16 protein-coding genes and 1 pseudogene are annotated in these 20,001 nt (G+C 68.1%); 12 read left to right on the top strand and 5 right to left on the bottom strand.

What is annotated here, in order from left to right:
• Positions 1 to 66: 66 nt before the first annotated feature.
• The gene (locus tag IB230_RS06990) at positions 67 to 273 is read right to left on the bottom strand and encodes a hemin uptake protein HemP (protein ID WP_192270343.1); all 207 of its coding nucleotides are present in this window, start codon (positions 271 to 273) and stop codon (positions 67 to 69) included.
• 336 nt (positions 274 to 609) lie between these two features.
• On the opposite strand from IB230_RS06990, the gene IB230_RS06995 reads away from it, so the two are divergent.
• The 5 genes from IB230_RS06995 (at position 610) to IB230_RS07015 (ending at position 5,512) form a co-directional block, all read left to right on the top strand.
• Positions 610 to 1,179: a TMEM165/GDT1 family protein gene (locus IB230_RS06995; RefSeq protein WP_192270345.1), complete on the top strand. Its 570-nt coding sequence runs from the start codon at positions 610 to 612 to the stop codon at positions 1,177 to 1,179.
• 69 nt (positions 1,180 to 1,248) lie between these two features.
• Entirely contained in the window at positions 1,249 to 2,547 is a 1,299-nt protein-coding gene (locus tag IB230_RS07000; protein WP_192270347.1) for a nucleoside transporter C-terminal domain-containing protein, read from the top strand.
• A 117-nt stretch (positions 2,548 to 2,664) separates the two neighbouring features.
• On the top strand, positions 2,665 to 3,630 hold the full coding sequence (locus tag IB230_RS07005; protein WP_192271348.1) for a ribokinase: 966 nt from the start codon (positions 2,665 to 2,667) through the stop codon (positions 3,628 to 3,630).
• A 45-nt stretch (positions 3,631 to 3,675) separates the two neighbouring features.
• Complete coding sequence (gene dusB / locus IB230_RS07010) at positions 3,676 to 4,674, top strand: tRNA dihydrouridine synthase DusB (RefSeq protein ID WP_192270349.1); 999 nt, start codon at positions 3,676 to 3,678, stop codon at positions 4,672 to 4,674.
• 10 nt (positions 4,675 to 4,684) lie between these two features.
• Positions 4,685 to 5,512: a class I SAM-dependent methyltransferase gene (locus IB230_RS07015; RefSeq protein ID WP_192270350.1), complete on the top strand. Its 828-nt coding sequence runs from the start codon at positions 4,685 to 4,687 to the stop codon at positions 5,510 to 5,512.
• Between the two features lie 161 nt (positions 5,513 to 5,673).
• Here the strand turns inward: IB230_RS07015 and IB230_RS07020 are convergent.
• The 3 genes and pseudogenes from IB230_RS07020 to IB230_RS07030 form a co-directional block, all read right to left on the bottom strand.
• Positions 5,674 to 6,570: pseudogene (locus tag IB230_RS07020) on the bottom strand (metal-dependent hydrolase); the annotation flags it as partial.
• Between the two features lie 32 nt (positions 6,571 to 6,602).
• Complete coding sequence (locus tag IB230_RS07025; protein ID WP_192271350.1) at positions 6,603 to 7,394, bottom strand: UDP-2,3-diacylglucosamine diphosphatase; 792 nt, start codon at positions 7,392 to 7,394, stop codon at positions 6,603 to 6,605.
• A gap of 23 nt (positions 7,395 to 7,417) precedes the next feature.
• Positions 7,418 to 9,145, bottom strand: a complete 1,728-nt coding sequence (locus IB230_RS07030) for a GNAT family N-acyltransferase (protein WP_192270354.1) — start codon at positions 9,143 to 9,145, stop codon at positions 7,418 to 7,420.
• Positions 9,146 to 9,349: 204 nt separating this feature from the next.
• On the opposite strand from IB230_RS07030, the gene metK reads away from it, so the two are divergent.
• The 7 genes from metK (at position 9,350) to IB230_RS07065 (ending at position 17,043) form a co-directional block, all read left to right on the top strand.
• On the top strand, positions 9,350 to 10,561 hold the full coding sequence (gene metK, locus IB230_RS07035) for a methionine adenosyltransferase (RefSeq protein ID WP_192270356.1): 1,212 nt from the start codon (positions 9,350 to 9,352) through the stop codon (positions 10,559 to 10,561).
• A 134-nt stretch (positions 10,562 to 10,695) separates the two neighbouring features.
• A complete protein-coding gene (locus IB230_RS07040; protein ID WP_192271352.1) occupies positions 10,696 to 12,240 on the top strand; it encodes an SDR family oxidoreductase in 1,545 nt (514 codons plus the stop codon).
• Between the two features lie 101 nt (positions 12,241 to 12,341).
• On the top strand, positions 12,342 to 12,842 hold the full coding sequence (locus tag IB230_RS07045; protein ID WP_192270358.1) for an acyl-CoA thioesterase: 501 nt from the start codon (positions 12,342 to 12,344) through the stop codon (positions 12,840 to 12,842).
• A gap of 68 nt (positions 12,843 to 12,910) precedes the next feature.
• Positions 12,911 to 13,540 carry a CDP-alcohol phosphatidyltransferase family protein gene (locus IB230_RS07050; protein ID WP_192270360.1) on the top strand — a complete coding sequence of 210 codons (630 nt, stop codon included), beginning with the start codon at positions 12,911 to 12,913 and terminating at the stop codon, positions 13,538 to 13,540.
• Positions 13,537 to 14,136 (top strand): lysophospholipid acyltransferase family protein, encoded by a 600-nt coding sequence (locus IB230_RS07055; protein WP_192270362.1) that lies wholly within the window; start codon positions 13,537 to 13,539, stop codon positions 14,134 to 14,136. The genes IB230_RS07050 and IB230_RS07055 overlap by 4 nt, the downstream gene beginning before the upstream one ends.
• Before the next feature lie 21 nt (positions 14,137 to 14,157).
• The gene (locus IB230_RS07060; protein ID WP_192270364.1) at positions 14,158 to 15,129 is read left to right on the top strand and encodes a phosphatidate cytidylyltransferase; all 972 of its coding nucleotides are present in this window, start codon (positions 14,158 to 14,160) and stop codon (positions 15,127 to 15,129) included.
• Between the two features lie 48 nt (positions 15,130 to 15,177).
• Positions 15,178 to 17,043, top strand: a complete 1,866-nt coding sequence (locus tag IB230_RS07065) for an ATP-binding cassette domain-containing protein (protein ID WP_192270372.1) — start codon at positions 15,178 to 15,180, stop codon at positions 17,041 to 17,043.
• 170 nt (positions 17,044 to 17,213) lie between these two features.
• On the opposite strand, the gene ppc is transcribed toward IB230_RS07065, so the two are convergent.
• Positions 17,214 to 19,937, bottom strand: coding sequence for a phosphoenolpyruvate carboxylase (gene ppc / locus IB230_RS07070; RefSeq protein ID WP_192270374.1), 2,724 nt, complete (start codon positions 19,935 to 19,937; stop codon positions 17,214 to 17,216).
• Positions 19,938 to 20,001: the final 64 nt, after the last annotated feature.

A 20,001-nucleotide genomic window follows, 5' to 3' on the forward strand; every position in this document is an offset into this window, starting at 1 on the left:
GGGAATGGTCGACCGCCGGTACCCGACACCGGCGGCGCGCCTCGCCGGAACCGGCGAGGCGGCGTATTACTTGGTAAGGATCAGCTTGTCGTTGCTGGTGTGGCGCAGGCGGTAGATGCGGTCGCCATGGCGGATCAGCACCTCGCGCTGCCCCTTGAGCAGCGTGTCGCTGTCGAGGGCGTCCTCGTCGCGCGCAGCGGGAGTCGGCAGGGAAAGGCGCTCGCGCAGCGTCGGCGTGTCGGCGAGGGGCAATGCAGTGACGTTCGAGATCATCGGAGGGCTCCACGTAAGGAACGCCATTGATGATAATGATTCTTATTTGCGAGTCAACACCCTACGTACTGCTTCCAGACGGCCGGTCAAATGAGAATGGCTCCACCGCCTCCCTGTTCATGTCCGTACAATGCGCGCACTTTCCTCCTCCGGGGAGTAGCCCACCCGTCCTGACGGGGTCCGCGCGTCAACACACTTGGTCGCCGACCATGGTGCGCGGGACGAAGCCATCCGCTTCGCCGGGCAAGACCGAAGGCAGGCGTCGCGCTTACCCGGGCCGGGCAGTGCGTCGTTTGCCTTCGCGCTCGACGCGAATGCCTGGCCCCGGAGTTGTAGATGCAATCGCTGCACGCCCTGCTGGTGTCCACCGGCACCGTCACCCTGGCTGAAATCGGCGACAAGACCCAGCTACTGGCCCTGTTGCTGGCAGCGCGCTATCGCAAGCCATGGCCGATCGCCTGGGGCATCCTGGCCGCCACACTCGTCAACCACGCCATCTCCGCCTGGCTGGGTGCGGAACTGACCGACTGGCTGTCGCCCGAGGTGTTGCGCTGGCTGGTCGCGGCCAGCTTCCTGGCCGTGGCACTGTGGACACTGAAGCCCGACACCCTGGATGAAAACGAAAAGCTGCCGGCCCACGGCGCGTTCATCGCCACTACCATCGCCTTCTTCCTGGCCGAGATCGGCGACAAGACACAGATCGCCACCGTGCTGCTGGCCACCAAGTACGAGCCCCTGTGGCAGGTGATCGCGGGCACCACCGTCGGCATGCTGCTGGCCAACCTGCCGGTGGTCTGGCTGGGCCACCGCTTCGCCAACAAGCTGCCACTGACGCTGGCCCGCAGCCTGGCGGCCGTGGTGTTTCTCGTCCTCGCCCTGTGGGTGGCCTGGCGCGGCGTTGGCTGAACGGCCGGGACGGGGCCCTGCGCTGCTAGACTGCCCGGTCAGAACAACATGCAAGGTCTGGGGGAATACATGCTGGAAGTCTTGGGGCGGATCGGCTTCGGCCTGTTCGGTCTGGCGGTGCTGATCGGCATCGTCTGGCTGTTTTCCAACAACCGGAAGGCCATCGACTGGAAGCTGGTCGCCACGGGCATCACCCTGCAGATCGCCTTCGCTGCGCTGGTCCTGCTGGTACCCGGCGGACGTGAAGTGTTCGACGCGCTCGGCCACGGCTTCGTGAAGATCCTCAGCTTCGTCAACGCCGGCTCGAACTTCATCTTCGGCGGCCTGATGAACATCGAGACCTACGGGTTCATCTTCGCGTTCCAGGTGCTGCCCACCATCATCTTCTTCGCCGCCCTGATGGGCGTGCTGTACCACCTGGGCGTGATGCAGTTCATCGTGCGGATCATGGCGCTGGCGATCACCAAGGTGATGAAGGTGTCCGGCGCCGAGACCACCAGTGTCTGCGCCAGCGTGTTCATCGGCCAGACCGAGGCGCCGCTGACGGTGCGCCCGTACATCCCGAGGATGACCGAGTCCGAGCTGATCACGATGATGATCGGCGGCATGGCGCACATCGCCGGCGGCGTGCTGGCGGCCTACGTGGGCATGCTGGGCGGCGGCGATGCCGAGCAGCAGGCCTTTTACGCCAAGCACCTGCTGGCCGCGTCGATCATGGCCGCACCGGCCACGCTGGTGGTGGCCAAGCTGCTGATCCCCGAGACCGGCACGCCGCTGACCCGTGGCACGGTGAAGATGGAAGTCGAGAAGACCTCCAGCAACATCATCGACGCGGCCGCCGCGGGTGCGGGCGACGGCCTCAGGCTGGCGCTCAACATCGGCGCGATGCTGCTGGCCTTCATCGCCCTGATCGCGCTGCTGAACTGGCCGCTGACGTGGCTCGGCGAAGCGACCGGCCTGGCCGCCGTCCTCGGCAAGCCGACCGACCTGGCCACGATCTTCGGCTACGTGCTGGCACCGATCGCCTGGGTGATCGGTGTGCCGTGGCAGGACGCGACCACGGTCGGTTCGCTGATCGGCCAGAAGGTGGTGATCAACGAGTTCGTCGCCTACCTGCAACTCGCCGACATCGTCAACGGCAAGGTCGCCGGCGTATCGCTGTCCGACGAAGGCAAGCTGATCGCCACGTACGCCCTGTGCGGCTTTGCGAACTTCAGTTCGATCGCGATCCAGATCGGCGGTATCGGCGGCCTGGCGCCCGAGCGGCGCTCGGATCTGGCGCGCTTCGGTCTGCGCGCCGTGCTGGGCGGCACCATCGCCACGCTGATGACAGCCACGATCGCCGGCGTGCTCTCGCACTTCGGCTGACAGGGCGAGGCGGCCGGCGGCCGCCCTGCTCCCCGTGTTTACGTTTCCCTCCCGTGACCGCGGCATCGCTGCGGTCCGGACCTCAGGTATCACCGCATGAATACGCCATCCCCCGCCCTGTCCCGCGTCGTCGTCGTGGGCTCCTTCAATGTCGACCACGTGTGGCGCTGCGACGCCCTGCCCGTCGCCGGCGCGACCATCGCCGGCCGCTACGCGAGCGGACCCGGCGGCAAGGGCTTCAACCAGGCCATCGCGGCCGTGCGCGCGGGTGCCGACACGACCTTCGTCTGCGCACTGGGCGACGACGCCGGTGGCCGGCTGGCACGCGACCTGGCGGACGCCGACGGCCTGAGCCTGCGCGTGCAGGCCAGCGAGGAGCCGACCGGCACCGCCGGCATCTACGTGGATGCGCATGGGCGCAACACCATCGTCATCGGCGCCGGCGCCAACGCGATCCTGTCGGCGGACTTCGCCACCGGCCAGGCGGACGTGCTGGCGGCGGCCGGCGTGGTGCTGGCCCAACTGGAATCGCCTGTCGATACCGTGCTGGCCGCACTGCAGGCCGGGCGCCAGTGCGGTGCCACCACGCTGCTCAACCCGGCACCGGCGAATGCCGCGACGACCACCGAACTGCTGGCGCACGCCGACGTCATCACCCCGAACGAGACCGAATTCGCCGCACTGCTCGCGCGCCATCTGGGCGAACGGATCACCGCGGACGATGTCGCCACGCTCGACGGCGTTACCCTGCACCAGCACTGCCGGCAACTGTTCCCGCACGGCACGGTCGTGGTGACGTTGGGCGCCACCGGCGTCTATGTGTCGCATCCCGAAGACGCCTTGCGCGGCGACGCTCGCCCGCACTACCGCGTTGCGGCGGAAGCCGCGGCGGTCGTCGACACCACGGGCGCAGGCGATGCCTTCAACGGTGCGCTCGCCGCGTCGCTGGCGGGCGCCGCGCTGCCGGCTTTCGCGGACCATGTGCGCTTCGCCAACCGCTACGCCGCGCTGTCGACCGAACGGCCGGGCGCCGCACTGGCGATGCCGTCGCGCGCGGAGCTCGTCGCCCGTTTCAGCGAGTAGCTCCTGCCGGTTTCCCCGCCGGGGCCGGCGGCGGATAATGCCGCCATGCAGATCGGCCCCTACCGCATCGACCCGCCGGTGATGCTGGCCCCCATGGCCGGTGTCACCGACAAACCGTTCCGCCTGCTGTGCAAACGGCTGGGTGCGGGCCTGGCGGTGTCGGAGATGACCATCAGCGATCCGCGCTTCTGGAACACGGCCAAGTCGCTGCACCGGATGGATCACGAGGGCGAACCCAGCCCGGTCAGCGTGCAGATCGCCGGCACCGAGCCCGAACAACTGGCGAACGCGGCGCGCTACAACGCCGACCACGGCGCGCAGATCATCGACATCAACATGGGCTGCCCGGCGAAGAAGGTCTGCAATGCCTGGGCCGGCTCGGCGCTGATGCGCGACGAGGCGCTGGTGGGCCGCATCCTGGAAGCGGTGGTGAAGGCGGTGGATGTGCCCGTCACGCTGAAGATCCGCACCGGCTGGGACTGCGATCATCGCAACGGACCGGTGATCGCACGCATCGCCCAGGAAAGCGGCATCGCCTCGCTTGCCGTGCACGGCCGCACGCGCGACCAGCATTACACCGGCACCGCCGAGTACGAGACCATCGCCGCGATCAAGGCTGCGCTGCGCATTCCCGTGGTCGCCAACGGCGATATCGATTCGCCGGACAAGGCGGCGCGGGTGCTGGCGAGCACCGGCGCGGACGCGGTGATGATCGGCCGCGCCGCGCAGGGTCGGCCGTGGATCTTCCGCGAAATCGCGCACTTCCTCGCCACCGGCGACTACCTGCCGCCGCCCTCCGTGTCCGAAGTGCGCGACATCCTGCTGGCGCACCTGCATGCGCTCCATGCGTTCTATGGCGAACTGCAGGGCGTGCGCATCGCGCGCAAGCACCTGGGCTGGTACGCCAAGGACCGCCCGGAGAATCTCGCCTTCCGCGCCGTGGTCAATCGCGCCGAGAGCGCGGACGAACAGGTGCGGCTGACACGCGACTATTTCGATGCCCTGATCGCCGGCGTGACGCCGGTCTTGCCCGCTGCTGCCTGAGGCGCACCCCATGTCCGACACGAACGAAAGCCCCGCCTACCTCCACGGTTTTTCGCCGGTGGAGCAGGCGCGACTGATGAAGCAGGCCCGCCTGCTGGAAAGCACGATCTTCAATCACATCGATTACACCGGCACGCGCCGGCTTCTGGAAGTCGGCAGCGGCGTCGGCGCGCAGACCGAGATCCTGCTGCGCCGCTTCCCGGACGTGCATGTCAGCTGCGTCGATCTGAGTGAGGTGCAGCTGCAGGCGGCGAAGCAGAACCTGGCGACGATGCCGTGGTGCCGCGACCGCTACAGCCTGCAGCAGGCCGACGCGAGCCGCCTGCCGTTCGGCGCACGCGATTTCGATGCCGCCTTCCTGTGCTGGATCCTGGAGCACGTCCCCAGCCCCGCGCGCGTGCTCAGCGAAGTCCGCCGGGTTCTGGCACCGGGCTCGCCGATCTACATCACCGAGGTGATGAATTCCTCTTTCCTGCTGCACCCGTACTCACCGAACACCTGGCGCTACTGGATGGCGTTCAACGACTTCCAGTACGACAGTGGCGGCGATCCGTTCATCGGCGCCAAGCTCGGCAACCTGCTGCTGGCCGGCGGCTACCGCGACGTGGTGACCGAGATCAAGACCGTGCACTTCGACAACCGCGAGCCGGCGCGTCGCAAGGACATGATCGCGTTCTGGGAAGAGCTGCTGCTGTCGGCAGCCGATTCGCTGGTGGACGCCGGACGCGTCACGCAGGACATCGTCGACGGCATGCGCCGCGAAATGCACGACGTGCAGAACGATCCGGACGCCGTGTTCTTCTACGCCTTCGTGCAGGCCCGCGCCACCGTCTACTGAGCAGCGCCCGCCGGGGCGGGCAGCCGCGCGCCGGCGACATCCTCGGGCGGCGGTTCGGTCCAGATGCGCTGCCACATCAGGCGCAGCCGTTGATCGGGCTGCGACCAGGGCCACTCCTTGCGTTGCGGCGGCACCTCGCGCCAGCCGTCCGGCGTGGCCTGGGCCACCACGAAGTTGAAACTGTAGTCCGGCTCGACGCCCATGCGCAGATCCACCAGCACCAGTTGGCCGTCACGCTGCACGGCCTTCATGAAGCCATGGTTGAACCAGGCAAGCCGTCGCACCGCCGGCAGGTCCTGCACCTCACGGAGCACCGCTGCCTCGGAGCCATACGCCTGAAAGCGCATGGCACCATGGTCGGCGACCACGGACCGCTGCCCTTCCAGGAATCCGTCCGGCGTCATCGCCACCACGCGCCACAGCAGCGTGTTGAACGGCATCGGAACCGAGAAGTAGCGGGCATCGCCCTGCCCCATCGCAGCCAGCGCGCGCTCTGCTTCACGGTCCACCATGGCCTTGGCGACCAGCGACCAGCCCAGGTATGCCGTGCTCAATGCAAGGCCCGCCACCAGCGCGCGCCTCGCCAGCACGCGTTCGCGCGCGAACCATGCGACGCCGCACGCCACCAGCAGCCAGACCGTGTACAGCGGATCGATGATGAACACGCTGGACCACATGGTCGGCGCCGGCATCAACGGCCACCAGAGTTGCGTGCCGTAGACGGTGAACGCGTCCAGCAGCGGATGCGTGATCAGTGCCAACTGGATGGCCCAGAACCAGCGCACCGGCGATGCCGCGACGCGCCCGTCGCCGAACCGCTTGAACAGCCACCAGATCAGCCACCCCACCAGCGGCAGCACGAACAGCGAATGGCTGAAGCTGCGGTGCACGGTCATCAGCGTGACCGGATCATCCGAGACGAGCGCGATGGGCAGGCTGTCGAGGTCGGGCAGCGTGCCGAGCGCAGCGCCGGCGAGCAGCGCGGCACGACGATGCGAGGCGGGCGCGATGGCGGCGGCGATGGCGCCGCCGAGGACGATCTGGCTGAGGGAATCCATGCGGCGATCCTAGCAGCCGGCAGCGGCATTCCTCACGCCGCGCGCGGGAAGTCCTGCGGCACCAGCCGCAACTTCGGTGCCACTTCGGCCAGCACCTTGCCGGTGTGCGACAGCAGGCACAGCGTGCCGTCAGCCTCTTCGCTGAGCGCGGTCAGGCTTTCCACCCAGTCGCCGTCATTGGCATAGACCAGGCCCTCGCGCTGGAGCAGCGAGGCGCGGTGGATATGGCCGCAGACGATGCCGTCCAACCCTCGCCGGCGCGCATCATCCAACCCGGCCTGCACGAACCGCGCGATGTAGCGCTCGGCGGCGTCGCTCTGACGCTTGAGGTACTCGGCCAGCGACCAGTAGCGCAGGCCGAACCGACGGCGTAGCCGGTTGGTCAGGCGGTTGCCGGTGAGGATGCGGTAGTACAGCCAGTCGCCGAACTTTTCCTGCAGCCCGCCGAAATGGGTGACGCCGTCGTAGTCGTCGCCGTGGGTCACCAGCAGGCGTCGGCCGTCCAGCGTGGTGTGGATGGCACGGCGGCGCACCTGCATCGCCGGCAGCATCAGTCCGCAGAAGCGGCGGATCGGGCGGTCGTGGTTGCCCGGGACGTAGACCAGCTCGGTGCCGTTGAGCGCCAGCGCGTGCAGCGCTTCCACCACCCGGTTGTGGGCCGCGTCCCAGGAGGCCCGTCGCTGCGCCATCCACCACAGGTCGACGATGTCGCCGACCAGGTACAGCCGGCGGCACTGCAGTCCGGTCAGGAAGTCGGCGAACTCCGCCGCGTGGCAGTGTTTGGATCCCAGATGGACGTCGGAGACGAAGACCGCGCGCCGCATCGGGGAGGGCGCGGTCCGCGGGCTCACGCCGCGGCCTCCACCGGATGCCGGCGCTCGCCCAGGTAACGCTCGCGCTTCTTCGGGCGGATGCGGTGCAGGTCCACTTCGATCAGGCCATCGATCGAGTCGCTGAAGTCCGGATCCACGCCGAACGCGAGGAAGCGCGCGCCGCCCGGCTCGCACAGATCGGTGTACTGCTTGTAGAGCATCGGCACCGTCGCCCCCAGCGTATCGAGGTTGGCCTTGAGCACGCGGAATCCGGTTTCCGCATCCAGCGCCTCGAACGACAGCGGCGTGGCGGCGTACTGGAACGGATGCCGAGGCCTGGCGTTGTTGCATGTGTCCCCGAAGTAGTGCGTGTAGTAGGCGACGATGCGCTCGCGCGCGTGCGCAGGCAGCGCAGCGCTCATCGACACGGCACCGAACAGATAGCGCACCCCCGGATGCCGGCGCAGGTAGGCGCCGATGCCCTGCCACAGATAGTCGATGCTGCGGCTGCCCCAGTACTCGGGCACCACGAAGCTGCGCCCGAGCTCCATGCCGGCGGCCAGGCGTGGCAGCGCGTCGTCGGCGTAGTCGAACAGCGACGCGGTGTAGAGGCCTTTCAGTCCCTGCGCCGCCAGCACCGGCGCACCGCGTGCGATCCGGTAGGCGCCGGCGATCTTCCGCTGCGACGCGTCCCACAGCACGATGTGCTCGTACCAGGTGTCGAAGGCATCCACGTCCATCCGCTTGCCGGTCCCCTCGCCCACGGCGCGGAACGTCAATTCGCGCAGGCGGCCGATCTCGCGCAGCAGCGGCGAACCGCCGGCGAGCCTGCCCACGCAGATGCGCTTGCCGTCGGTGGTCTGGCCCAGCACATCCAGGGCGTCGATGCAGGCTTCGAGCGCCTCGGGTGCCAACGCCTCCACCAGGGGCTCAGCGGTCTCGGCGGGTTCCGGCGACGCCGTCCTGGCGGGGCGCCCCAGCGCGTACAGCGCGGTGCGCACGCGTGCGATCACGGAGGCCGCGTCTTCCTCGGTGTCCACGCGCAGGACCTGCCCGACATGCAGCTGCAGGCGCCGCTGGCTGCGGCGGAACATCTCGCGCGCGAGCAGCGCGGTGCCCGCGGGCTTGAACAGTGCCGATGCGCCGTAGAACAGCGTCGAGTTGCGCGCCTGTACGCGGATCGGCAGCACCGGCGCGCCGGTCGCACGGGCGAACCTGAGGAAGCCGCGCCGCCAGCGGGTATCGCGCACGCCGCGCGGACCCAGCCGGGAGACCTCCCCCGCCGGGAACACGATCACGCACTGCTCGGCCTCCAGCGCCCGCTCGACCGCGCGCACGCTGTCCGCGTTGGGCATGCCGCCCAGGATCCGCACCGGCAACAGCAGATCGGCCAGGGGCGCGATGCCGGTCAGGACGTCGTTCGCGACGATCTTCACATCCTGCCTCACGCGTCCCACGAGTTGCAGCAGCGCCAGCGCATCCAGCGCGCCGGAGGGGTGGTTGGCGACGATCAGCAACCGGCCTTGCGCGGGGATGCGCCGCTCACCCGCGGGATCGACGTTCGTCCGCATGTTCAGGTGGTCGATGGCCGCGTCGACGAAGGCGAGGCCCTGCAGGTGGCCGTGGTCGGCCAGGAAGGCATACGCCCGGTCCAGCTTCGACCAGCGGCCCAGCGTGCGCAGCAGCGGCTGGGTCAGGCGCGCACGGCGGCCGCGGAACCAGTGGGGGTAGCGTTCGGCGATCTGGCGTTCCAGCAGATGCATGGCGAGGGCCGGCGACGGGGTGTCGCCGCGCAGCCTGCGCCTGGCCAGCGACAGCCCGGTTGCGGTTTTCTGGCAATCCGGTGACAGCCGCGCTTGATCCGCGCTTAACCCCCTCCAACCCTGAACGGCGCAGAATGCACACCCTGCCCCCGGCGTGTATCATGCGCGCCCATCTTTTCATCCGAATCAAAGGATATAAGCCTGATGTCCAGCTACCTGTTCACCTCCGAATCGGTCTCCGAAGGCCATCCGGACAAGATCGCCGACCAGATTTCCGACGCCGTGCTGGACGCCATCCTGGCCCAGGACAAGCGCGCACGCGTGGCCTGCGAGACGCTGGTGAAGACGGGCGCGGCCATCGTGGCCGGCGAGGTCACCACCACCGCGTGGGTCGACATCGAGTCGCTGGCCCGCAAGGTGATCAATGACATCGGCTACGACAATTCGGACGTCGGTTTCGACGGCCACACCTGCGCCATCATCAACATGCTCGGCAAGCAGTCGCCCGACATCAACCAGGGCGTCGACCGCAAGAAGCCGGAAGAACAGGGCGCCGGCGACCAGGGCCTGATGTTCGGATACGCCTGCAACGAGGCGCCGGAATTCATGCCGGCCCCGCTGTACTACAGCCACCGCCTGGTGGAACAGCAGGCCAAGGTGCGCAAGAAGGGCAAGCTGAAGTGGCTGCGCCCCGACGCCAAGTCGCAGGTCACCCTGCGCTACGACGGCAACACCGTCCTGGGCCTCGACGCCGTGGTGCTGTCGACCCAGCACGATCCGGACATCAAGCAGAAGGACCTGATCGAGGCCGTGCGCGCCGAGATCCTGGTGCCCGTGCTGCCGAAGAAGTGGCTGGACGCGCTGCCGAAGAACAAGGTGCACATCAACCCGACCGGCAAGTTCGTCATCGGTGGCCCGGTGGGCGACTGCGGCCTGACCGGCCGCAAGATCATCGTCGACAGCTACGGCGGTATGGCCCGCCACGGCGGCGGCGCGTTCTCGGGCAAGGATCCGTCGAAGGTCGACCGTTCGGCCGCCTATGCCGCGCGCTACGTGGCCAAGAACATCGTGGCCGCCGGCCTGGCCGACAAGTGCGAAGTGCAGGTCTCGTACGCCATCGGCGTGGCCGAGCCGACCTCGATCTCGGTGACCACGTTCGGCACCGGCAAGGTGGGCGACGACGTCATCGAGAAGCTGATCCGCAAGCACTTCGACCTGCGTCCGTACGGCATCACCCGGATGCTCGATCTGGAGCACCCGATCTACCAGCCGACCGCCAGCTACGGCCACTTCGGCCGCAAGCCGAAGGAGATTTCCTACGTCGACGCCGCCGGCAAGAAGCACACCGCGACCGCCTTCTCCTGGGAGAAGACCGACCGCGCCGAGGCGCTGCGCAAGGACGCCAAGCTGAAGTAAGCCGCTTTTCTCCGCCCTCTTCCGCCTGCGGGAGAGGGTTGGGGCGAAGACAACGGGTCGCAGCGATGCGGCCCGTGTTTTTTTTGCGGATCGCACGCATGCTGCACTCCGCCGCACGGACCCAGATCGACGCCATGACCACCGACACCCCGCCCCCGCACGCTGCCGACGACCCCACGCGCATGCGCGCTGCCCTCGAATGGCTCGAGTCCATCGCCGCCGACCGCACCCTGCTCGACGGCTGTCCGGAGGACGAGCGCGCACGCCTGCACCGGGCGATCGCCGCGATCTACCTGCCCGATCCCAAGCTGCGCCGGCAGAAATCCAAGCAGCGCGAACGCGAGCGCAACGTCGAGGCCATCCGCCGCGCCGAGGCCGTCCTCGACCAGACCGGTATCCGTGAGCTGCGCCGGAAGCCGGTGTTCACCACGCCGAACTACTTCCCCCCGGCATTGCCATCGCCCGACATCGCGCCGCGCGAGTCGTCGGAGCTGCTGCACTGCTACGTGTGCAAGCAGAAATACACGCTGATCCACCACTTCTACGATCAGATGTGCCCGACCTGCGCGGACTTCAATTTCGCCAAGCGCACCGAACTGGCCGATCTCACCGGACGGGTTGCCCTGTTGACCGGCGGCCGGGTCAAGATCGGCTACCAGGCCGGCTTGAAGCTGCTCCGCGCAGGCGCACACCTGATCGTCACCACCCGTTTCCCGCGCGATTCCGCCGCGCGCTACGCGCAGGAACCGGACTTCGGCGACTGGGGCCACCGGTTGGAAGTGTTCGGCCTGGACCTGCGCCACACGCCCAGCGTCGAGGCGTTCTGCCATGAGCTGGCCGGCAAGCTGCCGCGGCTGGATTTCATCATCAACAACGCGTGCCAGACCGTGCGCCGTCCGCCGGAGTTCTACGCGCACATGATGGAGGCCGAGACCGCGGCGCTGCACGACACGCCGCAGCACATCCGGAAACTGCTGGGCAGTTACGAAGGCCTGCGCAGCTACAACATGCTGCCCGGCGCCAACCCGGCGGCGGTGCAGGTCGCGATGGGCAGCATCGATGACACCGCCGGGCTGAGCCGCTCCGCCGAACTGTCGCAGGTGCCGTTGCTGCCCGAGGAACTGCTGGGCCAGAAGCACCTGTTCCCCGAGGGCCGCCTGGACCAGGATCTGCAGCAGGTCGACCTGCGCGGCCGCAATTCATGGCGCCTGCTGATGCACGAAGTGCCTTCGGTGGAGCTGCTGGAGACGCAACTGGTCAACGCCATCGCGCCCTTCATCATCAACGCGCGGCTGAAGCCGCTGATGCTGCGCACGCCCGACCGCGACAAGCACATCGTCAACGTGTCCGCGGTCGAGGGCCAGTTCTACCGCAACTTCAAGACCACCAAGCACCCGCACACCAACATGGCCAAGGCCGCGCTCAACATGATGACGCGCACCGCGGCCGCCGATTACCACGGCGATGGCATCCACATGAACAGTGTCGACACCGGCTGGGTCACCGACGAGGATCCCGTCGAGATCGCCGCGCGCAAGGTCATCGAGGAGCGCTTCCACCCGCCGCTGGATATCGTCGACGGCGCCGCGCGCATCGTCGATCCGATCATCCACGGCCTCAACACCGGCGAGCACGTGTGGGGCCAGTTCCTGAAGGACTACAAGCCGACGGACTGGTGACCTCGATACCCCGGGCCGGGAGCACACGCATCCTCCAGAGGTGGCTGACCAACCGGTCCGGTATCGGGTAGCCTGCGTCCCTCACCCTGCGGAGCCGTGCCATGGAGTCGCTGAAGAGCCACCAGCTGACGATGACGGTGCTGATGACGCCGGACATGGCCAACTTCTCCGGCAAGGTCCACGGTGGTGCGATCCTCAAACTGCTCGACCAGGTGGCCTACGCCTGCGGCAGCCGCTACGCGGGCAAGTACGTGGTCACCCTGTCGGTGGACCAGGTGATGTTCCGCCAGGCGATCAACGTGGGCGAACTGGTGACCTTCCTGGCCTCGGTCAACCACACCGGCACGTCGTCGATGGAGATCGGCATCAAGGTCGTCGCCGAAGACATCCGCAAGCAGAGCGTGCGCCACGCCAACAGCTGCTTCTTCACGATGGTGGCAGTCGACGACGATGGACGCCCTTCCCCGGTGCCCGCGCTGGAACCGGGTACGCCGGACGAGATCCGGCGCTTCGCCGCCGCGCGCCTGCGTCGTGAGCTGCGCGAGGAAATGGAGCAGCGCCATGCCGCGCTGCTGGGCAACCGCGAGCCCACTGCACGCTGACGCCCGCGGCCTTGCTGGCGACGCGCCCGGCATGCCGCTAGGATCGCCCTACACGTCAGGAAGACCGCATGTCGAACGACTCCAATCGTCGTCCCATCGCCGCCCGTGCCAGTGGATGGGCCCGTTCGGTCAGCGCCGCACTGGCGCGCTCGTCCGTCACTCCCAACCAGATCTCGGTACTCAGCATCGTCTTCGCGGCACTTGGCGCCTGGCTGTTGTGGCGTGCCACGCCGTGGGCACTGGTCGGTGTCGCCGTCTGCATCCAGCTGCGCCTGGTCTGCAACCTGCTGGACGGCATGGTGGCGATGGAGGGCGGCAAGAAGACACCGACCGGCGCGCTCTACAACGAGTTTCCCGACCGCATTGCCGATTCATTGCTGATTGTCGCGCTCGGCCATGCCTGCGGCGCACCGTGGCTGGGCTGGCTGGGCGCACTGGCGGCCGCGCTCACCGCCTACGTCCGCCTGGCCGGTGGCAGCCTGGGACTGCCGCAGGATTTCCGCGGCCCGATGGCCAAGCAGCACCGCATGGCCGTTCTGACCCTCGCCTGCCTGCTGGGCGCAGCCGAGCTGGTGTTCGCGCAGACGCAGTGGGCATTGCGCATGGCCGCCTGGGTGATCGCGGTGGGCGCGCTGCTGACCTGCATCACCCGCAGCCGCGCGATCGCGACGGCATTGCACACGCGGGACGGCGCATGATCAGCCGCCTGCTGGCCGCCCTCAGCAAGGCCCTGATCGGCGCCTATCCGCGCTGGATCGGCAGCCAGCCCGAACCCCGCCAACGCATCTACTTCGCCAACCACGCCAGTCATCTCGATACCGTCGCGCTGTGGTCGGCGCTACCGCCTTTCCTGCGCCGCCGCACCCGTCCGGTGGCCGCGCGCGACTACTGGGGCGGTGGCGGGCTCAAGGGCCTGATCGCCGGACCCGGCCTCAACGTGGTGCTGATCGACCGGCAGCGCGAACAGGCCGATGCCGACCCGCTGCAACCGCTGTGCGACGCGCTGGCGGCGGGCGAGTCGCTGATCCTGTTCCCGGAGGGCACGCGCAATCCCGAACCCGCGATGCTGCCGTTCAAGTCCGGGCTGTTTCACCTGGCGCAGCGCCATCCGCAGGTGGAAATGATCCCGGTCTATCTCGACAACGCGCGACGCAGCATGCCCAAGGGCAGCCTGCTGCCGGTGCCGCTGATCTGCACCGTGCGTTTCGGGGCGCCGCTGGTGGCGCTGCCGGGCGAAGACAAGGCCGCTTTCCTGCAGCGCGCACGTGATGCGGTGCAGGCCCTGGCCCCCTGACCCAAGGACGCGATCCGACGCATGGACACCCTGCCCTTCAACGGCTTCATCCGCACCGCCATCGCGCAGGCGCCGGGCAAGTTCTGGTGGGTGATCGGCGGCGTGATCGCGCTGCTGGTGCTGGCGTCGACCATCGGCTGGGTGCTCGGCAGGCGCAAGCCGTCGGCGGTGATCGACAACCTCAACGCCCGCATCAACGCGTGGTGGGTGATGGTCGGCGTGCTGCTGGTCTGCTTCCTGATCGGCAAGGTCGCCACACTGGTGCTGTATGCGCTGCTGTCGTTCTTCGCGCTGCGCGAGTTCCTGACGCTCACGCCCACGCGCCGCGGTGACCATCTCGCGCTGTGCCTGTGCTTCTACGTGGCGATCCCGCTGCAGTACTGGCTGATCGGCGTGGACTGGTATGGGCTGTTCGTCATGTGCATTCCGGTTTACGGCTTCCTGCTGCTGCCGGCGGTGACTGCGCTGCAGGGCGACACCGAGAATTTCCTGGAGCGCAACACCAAGGTGCAGTGGGGGCTGATGCTCACCGTCTACTGCCTGAGCCACGCGCCGGCGCTGATGCTGCTGGACATCCCCGGCTACGAGGGGCAGAACCTGATGCTGCTGTTCTACCTGCTGCTGGTGGTGCAGTTGAGCGATGTCCTGCAGTACGTGTTCGGCAAGCTGTTCGGCAAGCATCTGCTGGCCCCCAAGGTCAGTCCGTCCAAGACCGTCGAAGGTCTGGTCGGCGGCGGCCTGTCCGCGGCCGCCATCGGCGCCGCGCTGTGGTGGGTCACCCCGTTCACGCCCATGCAGTCGGCGCTGCTGTCGCTGCTGATCGTGCTGTGCGGCTTCCTGGGCGGGCTGGCGCTGTCGGCGACCAAGCGCAGCCTGGGCGCCAAGGACTGGGGCGAGATGATCGAGGGTCACGGTGGCGCCCTCGACCGGCTGGATTCGGTGGTGTTCGCCGCCCCGGTGTTCTTCCACGTGGTGCGCTACAACTTCCAGTAGCGCGCTACGGCAGCGCGGGAACGCCGCCGCGCCGGCTACAATGGGCGCATGTCCCTGATGCAATTCCAGCGGGTCGACTTCAGCGTCGGCGGGCCGCTCCTCCTCGAACACGTCGACCTGTCCATCGAACCCGGCGAGCGCGTCTGCATCGTCGGCCGCAACGGCATGGGCAAATCCACGCTGATGCGGCTGATGGCCGGCGAACTCAAACCCGACGACGGCGAGATCCGCGTGCAGAACGGCGTGGTGGTCGCACGCATGGCGCAGGAAGTCCCGCAGGACACGCAGGGCACGGTGTTCGACGTGGTCGCCGAAGGGTTGGGCGACCTCGGTCATCTGCTTGCGCTTTACCACCACGCGCTGCACGACGGCGACATGGACGCGATGGGCGAGGCCCAGGCGCAGATCGAAGCGCGCAACGGCTGGGACCTGGACCGCCGCGTGCAGCAGGTACTGGAACGCCTGGAACTGCCCGAAGAGACCGACTTCGCCGCGCTGTCCGGTGGCATGAAGCGCCGCGTGCTGCTGGCGCAGGCGCTGGTCCGCGACCCCGACATCCTGCTGCTGGACGAACCGACCAACCACCTGGATATCGAGGCGATCGCGTGGCTGGAAGGCTTCCTGAAGTCCTTCGGCGGCAGCATCGTGTTCGTCACCCACGACCGCAGCTTCCTGCGCTCGCTGGCCACGCGCATCCTCGAGATCGACCGCGGCCAGCTGACCAGTTGGCCGGGCGACTACGACAACTACCTGCGCCGCCGCGAAGAGCGGCTGCATGCCGAGGCGCAGGAAAACGCACGCTTCGACAAGCTGCTGGCGCAGGAAGAAGTCTGGATCCGCCAGGGCATCAAGGCGCGCCGCACCCGCAACGAAGGTCGCGTCACCGCGTTGAAGGCGATGCGTCGCGAACGCGCACAACGCCGCGAGCTGTCCGGGAACGTCAAGATGGAGGCCGCCGCCGCGCAGGCCTCCGGCAAGAAGGTCATCGAAGCCACCGGCGTCACCCAGGCCTATGACGGCCGCACGCTGCTGGACGATGTGTCGGCGACGATCATGCGCGGCGACCGCGTCGGCATCATCGGCCCGAACGGCGCCGGCAAGTCGACGCTGCTGAAGATCCTGCTGGGCGAACTGGCCCCGCAGCAGGGCGAAGTGAAGCTGGGCACCGGCCTGCAGATCGCCTATTTCGACCAGCACCGCAGCCAGCTGGACGAGTCGCGCACCGCGCTGGAGAACGTCGCAGAGGGCAGCGACTTCATCGAGATCAACGGCAGCCGCAAGCACGTGATCGGCTACCTGCAGGACTTCCTGTTCTCGCCCGAGCGCGCCCGCGCGCCGATCACCCGCCTGTCCGGCGGCGAGCGCAACCGCCTGCTGCTGGCCAAGCTCTTCGCGCAGGCGTCCAACCTGCTGGTGATGGACGAACCGACCAACGACCTGGACGTGGAAACACTGGAGCTGCTGGAAGAGCTGCTGCTCGACTACAAGGGCACGCTACTGCTGGTCAGCCACGACCGCGACTTCCTCGACAACGTGGTCACCAGCACGCTGGTGCTGGAAGGCGAAGGCCGGCTGGGCGATTACGTGGGCGGCTATTCGGACTGGCTGCGCCAGCGTCGCGCGCCCTCCGTTGCCGCCAGCACGGCTGCGCCGGTCAAACCTGCGTTGTCGAAGCAACCCGAACCGGTCGCCGCCAAGCGCAAGCTGGGCTTCAAGGAGCAGCGCGAACTGGAGCAGCTGCCGGGGCGCATTGAGGCACTGGAGAGCGACATCGCCACGCGTACCGAAGCCATGAACGGCGCCGCGTACTACCAGCAGTCACCCGCCGATCTGCAGCGCGCGAACGACGAGTTGGCCGCGAAACAGGCCGAGCTGGACCATGCCTATCAGCGCTGGTCGGAGTTGGACGGGTAAGCAACGGGATCGACTGTAGGAGCGACGTGAGTCGCGACCGCACGCGTTCAAGTCCGGCGAACTTCAATGCATCCGCCGACCCGTCCGTCCTGCCTTTCCGACACTTCAATACATCGCGACCGGACGACGTGCGGTCGCGACTCACGTCGCTCCTACAACGGCGGGTCCACTCACCCGGTATTCTGCACGCCCTGCGACACGCCGTTGATGCTGGCGACCAGCGCATGCAGCAGCGCGTCGTCCTCGCGGTCGCTGTCGCGCCAGCGCTTCAGCAGGTCGGCCTGCATCACACTGATCGGGTCGATGTAGGGATTGCGCAACCGGATCGACAGCGCCAGCCGCTGGTCGTGCTGGAGCAGCCAGTCGTTGCCATTGAGCGCCAGAACCCAGCGCAGCACCGACGCATGCTCGCGCTGCACGCGCGGGAAGAACTCGCCGTGCAGATCGCCGGACATCTTCGAGTACATCTCGGCGATGCTCAGGTCGCCTTTCGCCAGCACCATCGACACGTCGTCGAGGAAGGTCTTGAAGAACGGCCAGTCGCGGGCCATTTCCTTCAGCGCGTCCTCGCCGTACGTGTCCACCGCCGCCTGCAGGCCGGTGCCGACGCCGTACCAGCCCGGAATCACCGCGCGCGCCTGGCTCCACGCGAACACCCAGGGAATCGCGCGCAGGTTGCCCAGCGCCGCGTCCTGTCCCAGCCGACGCGACGGGCGTGAGCCCAGCGTCATCCGCTCGATCACGTCGATCGGCGTGGCCGTGCGGAAGTAGTCCATGAAGCGCGGCGACTGCACGAAGGCGCGGTATGCCTGCGAACTTTCGTCGGCGACGAGCGCCATGATGTCGCGCCAGCGCGCTTCGCGCGGTTCCGGCGAACGCGGGCGCACGCTGGACAGCAGCACGGCGCCGACCGCCTGCTCCAACGAACGCAGCGCGAGCGCACGGATGCCGTACTTGCGGTGGATCACCTCGCCCTGTTCGGTCACCCGCAGGCGTCCGTCGACACTGCCGCGCGGCGCCGCTTCCAGCGCACGCGTGGTCTTGCCGCCACCGCGGATGATCGAACCGCCGCGGCCGTGGAAGAAGGTCAGCCTGATGCCCAGTTCCTGCGCGGCATCGACCAGTTCCACCTGCGCCCGCTGCAGCCCCCAGCGCGAGGCCGCGATGCCGCCGTCCTTGCCGCTGTCGGAATAGCCCAGCATCACCATCTGCACGTTGCCGCGCGCGGCGAGATGGGCGCGGTAGACCGGATCGGCCAGCAGGTCCCGCAGCACCCCGGTGCCATGGCCCAGGTCGTCGATGGTTTCGAACAGCGGCGCGATATCCAGCGGCACCTGCCCTGCGTCGTCGACCAGGCCACCACGCCGCGCGAGCGCCAGCACCGTCAGCACATCGGCGCGACTGTGCGCCATGCTGATGATGTAGGTGCCCAAGGCATCGGTACCATGCCGCGCGCGTGCATCGGCCAGCGCGCGGAAGACCGCATCGAGGCGTTCGTTGCCCTCCTGGTCAGACGCCGGCAGCGCGGTCTCGCCACTGGCGTAGGGGCCGAGCAGCGCCGCACGCTCGACGGCATCGCGTTCCTCCCAGTCGGCATCGCCGAGCGCGGCCGCGACCGCACGCGCGTGCACGCTGGACTCCTGGCGCACGTCCAGCCGCGCCAGATGGAAGCCGAACGTCCGCACCCGCCAGGCCAGCCGCCGGATCGCGAACCAGCCCGCATGGATGCCGCGGTTCGCTTCGAGACTATGAAGGATCAGATCGACGTCGCCCGCGAGTTCCTCTGGCGACGCATAGGCCGCCGGCTTGTCCTCCAGCGTGGCCTGCAGGCGCGCACGCATCAGGTCGTTGAGCAGACGGTATGGCATGTCGCCGTGGCGCGGACGCGACTTCTTCGCGGCCTCCGGCAGCAGCGCACGGTACTCATCCACCCGTGCCAGCACCTCCGGCGACACCCCGATGACGGAGGTGGACTGGCTGAGCAGCGTGGTGAGCTGGCGCAGTTCCTTCAGGTACCGCGTCAGGATCATGCGGCGCTGGGCATCCAGCGTGGCGGTGATCGTGCCGGCATCGACGTTCGGATTGCCGTCCATGTCGCCGCCGACCCAGGTGCCGAACCGCAGCACGCGCGGCAGATGCGCGGTGACCTGCGGCGCCGCACCGTAAACGTCGGTGATCGCGTTCTCGAAGGTCTCGTACAGCACTGGGATGACGCGGTAGAGCACTTCGACCAGGTAGAAACCGACGTGTTCGCGTTCGTCCTCGACGCCGGGGCGGACCGGTGAGGAATCCGAGGTCTGCCACGCCGACGTCAGCGCCATGCGGAAACGCGCGATATCGGTGGCCAGTTCGCCGGGCGTGCGCGTGCCATCCAGCCCGTTGATCAGGCTGGCGACCATCAACTGCTCCTTCTCGAGCAGCGCGCGGCGTACGGCTTCAGTCGGATGCGCAGTGAACACGGGCTCCACGTCGATCCGCGGCAGCCAGTCGGCCAGTTCCTCCAGGGTCACGCCCTGCGCCTTGAGCTTGGCCAGCGTGTCGTGCAGGCCGTCCGGCTGCGGCCGTGCGCTGCCGGCGCGCTGGTAGTCGCGGCGGCGACGGATGCGGTGCACGCGCTCGGCGATGTTCACCACTTGGAAGTAGGTACTGAACGCACGGATCAGCGACTCCGCCTGCTCCGGCGCCTGGCCCTCAAGCAGTCCGGCCAGCGATTGCGGCGGCTCACCCGCCTGGCGGCGCGCGATCGCGGTGGTGCGCACCCGTTCCACCTCGACCAGGAATTCGGGCGATACCTGTTCGGCCAGCATGTCGCCGACCAGCGCGCCCAGCCGGCGCACGTCCTCACGCAGGGGAACATCGGGCGGGGCGAATTCGAGACTGCGGGGGCTGTTCATGCGCGCGGCGTGGTTCCCGTCGTTCGTTTGGTCGTGATTGGTATTGTCCCGATGGACAACTGGT

Origin of the sequence: Pseudoxanthomonas sp. PXM01 (assembly GCF_014851815.1) — a bacterium.
Classification (GTDB): Bacteria; Pseudomonadota; Gammaproteobacteria; order Xanthomonadales; family Xanthomonadaceae; genus Pseudoxanthomonas_A.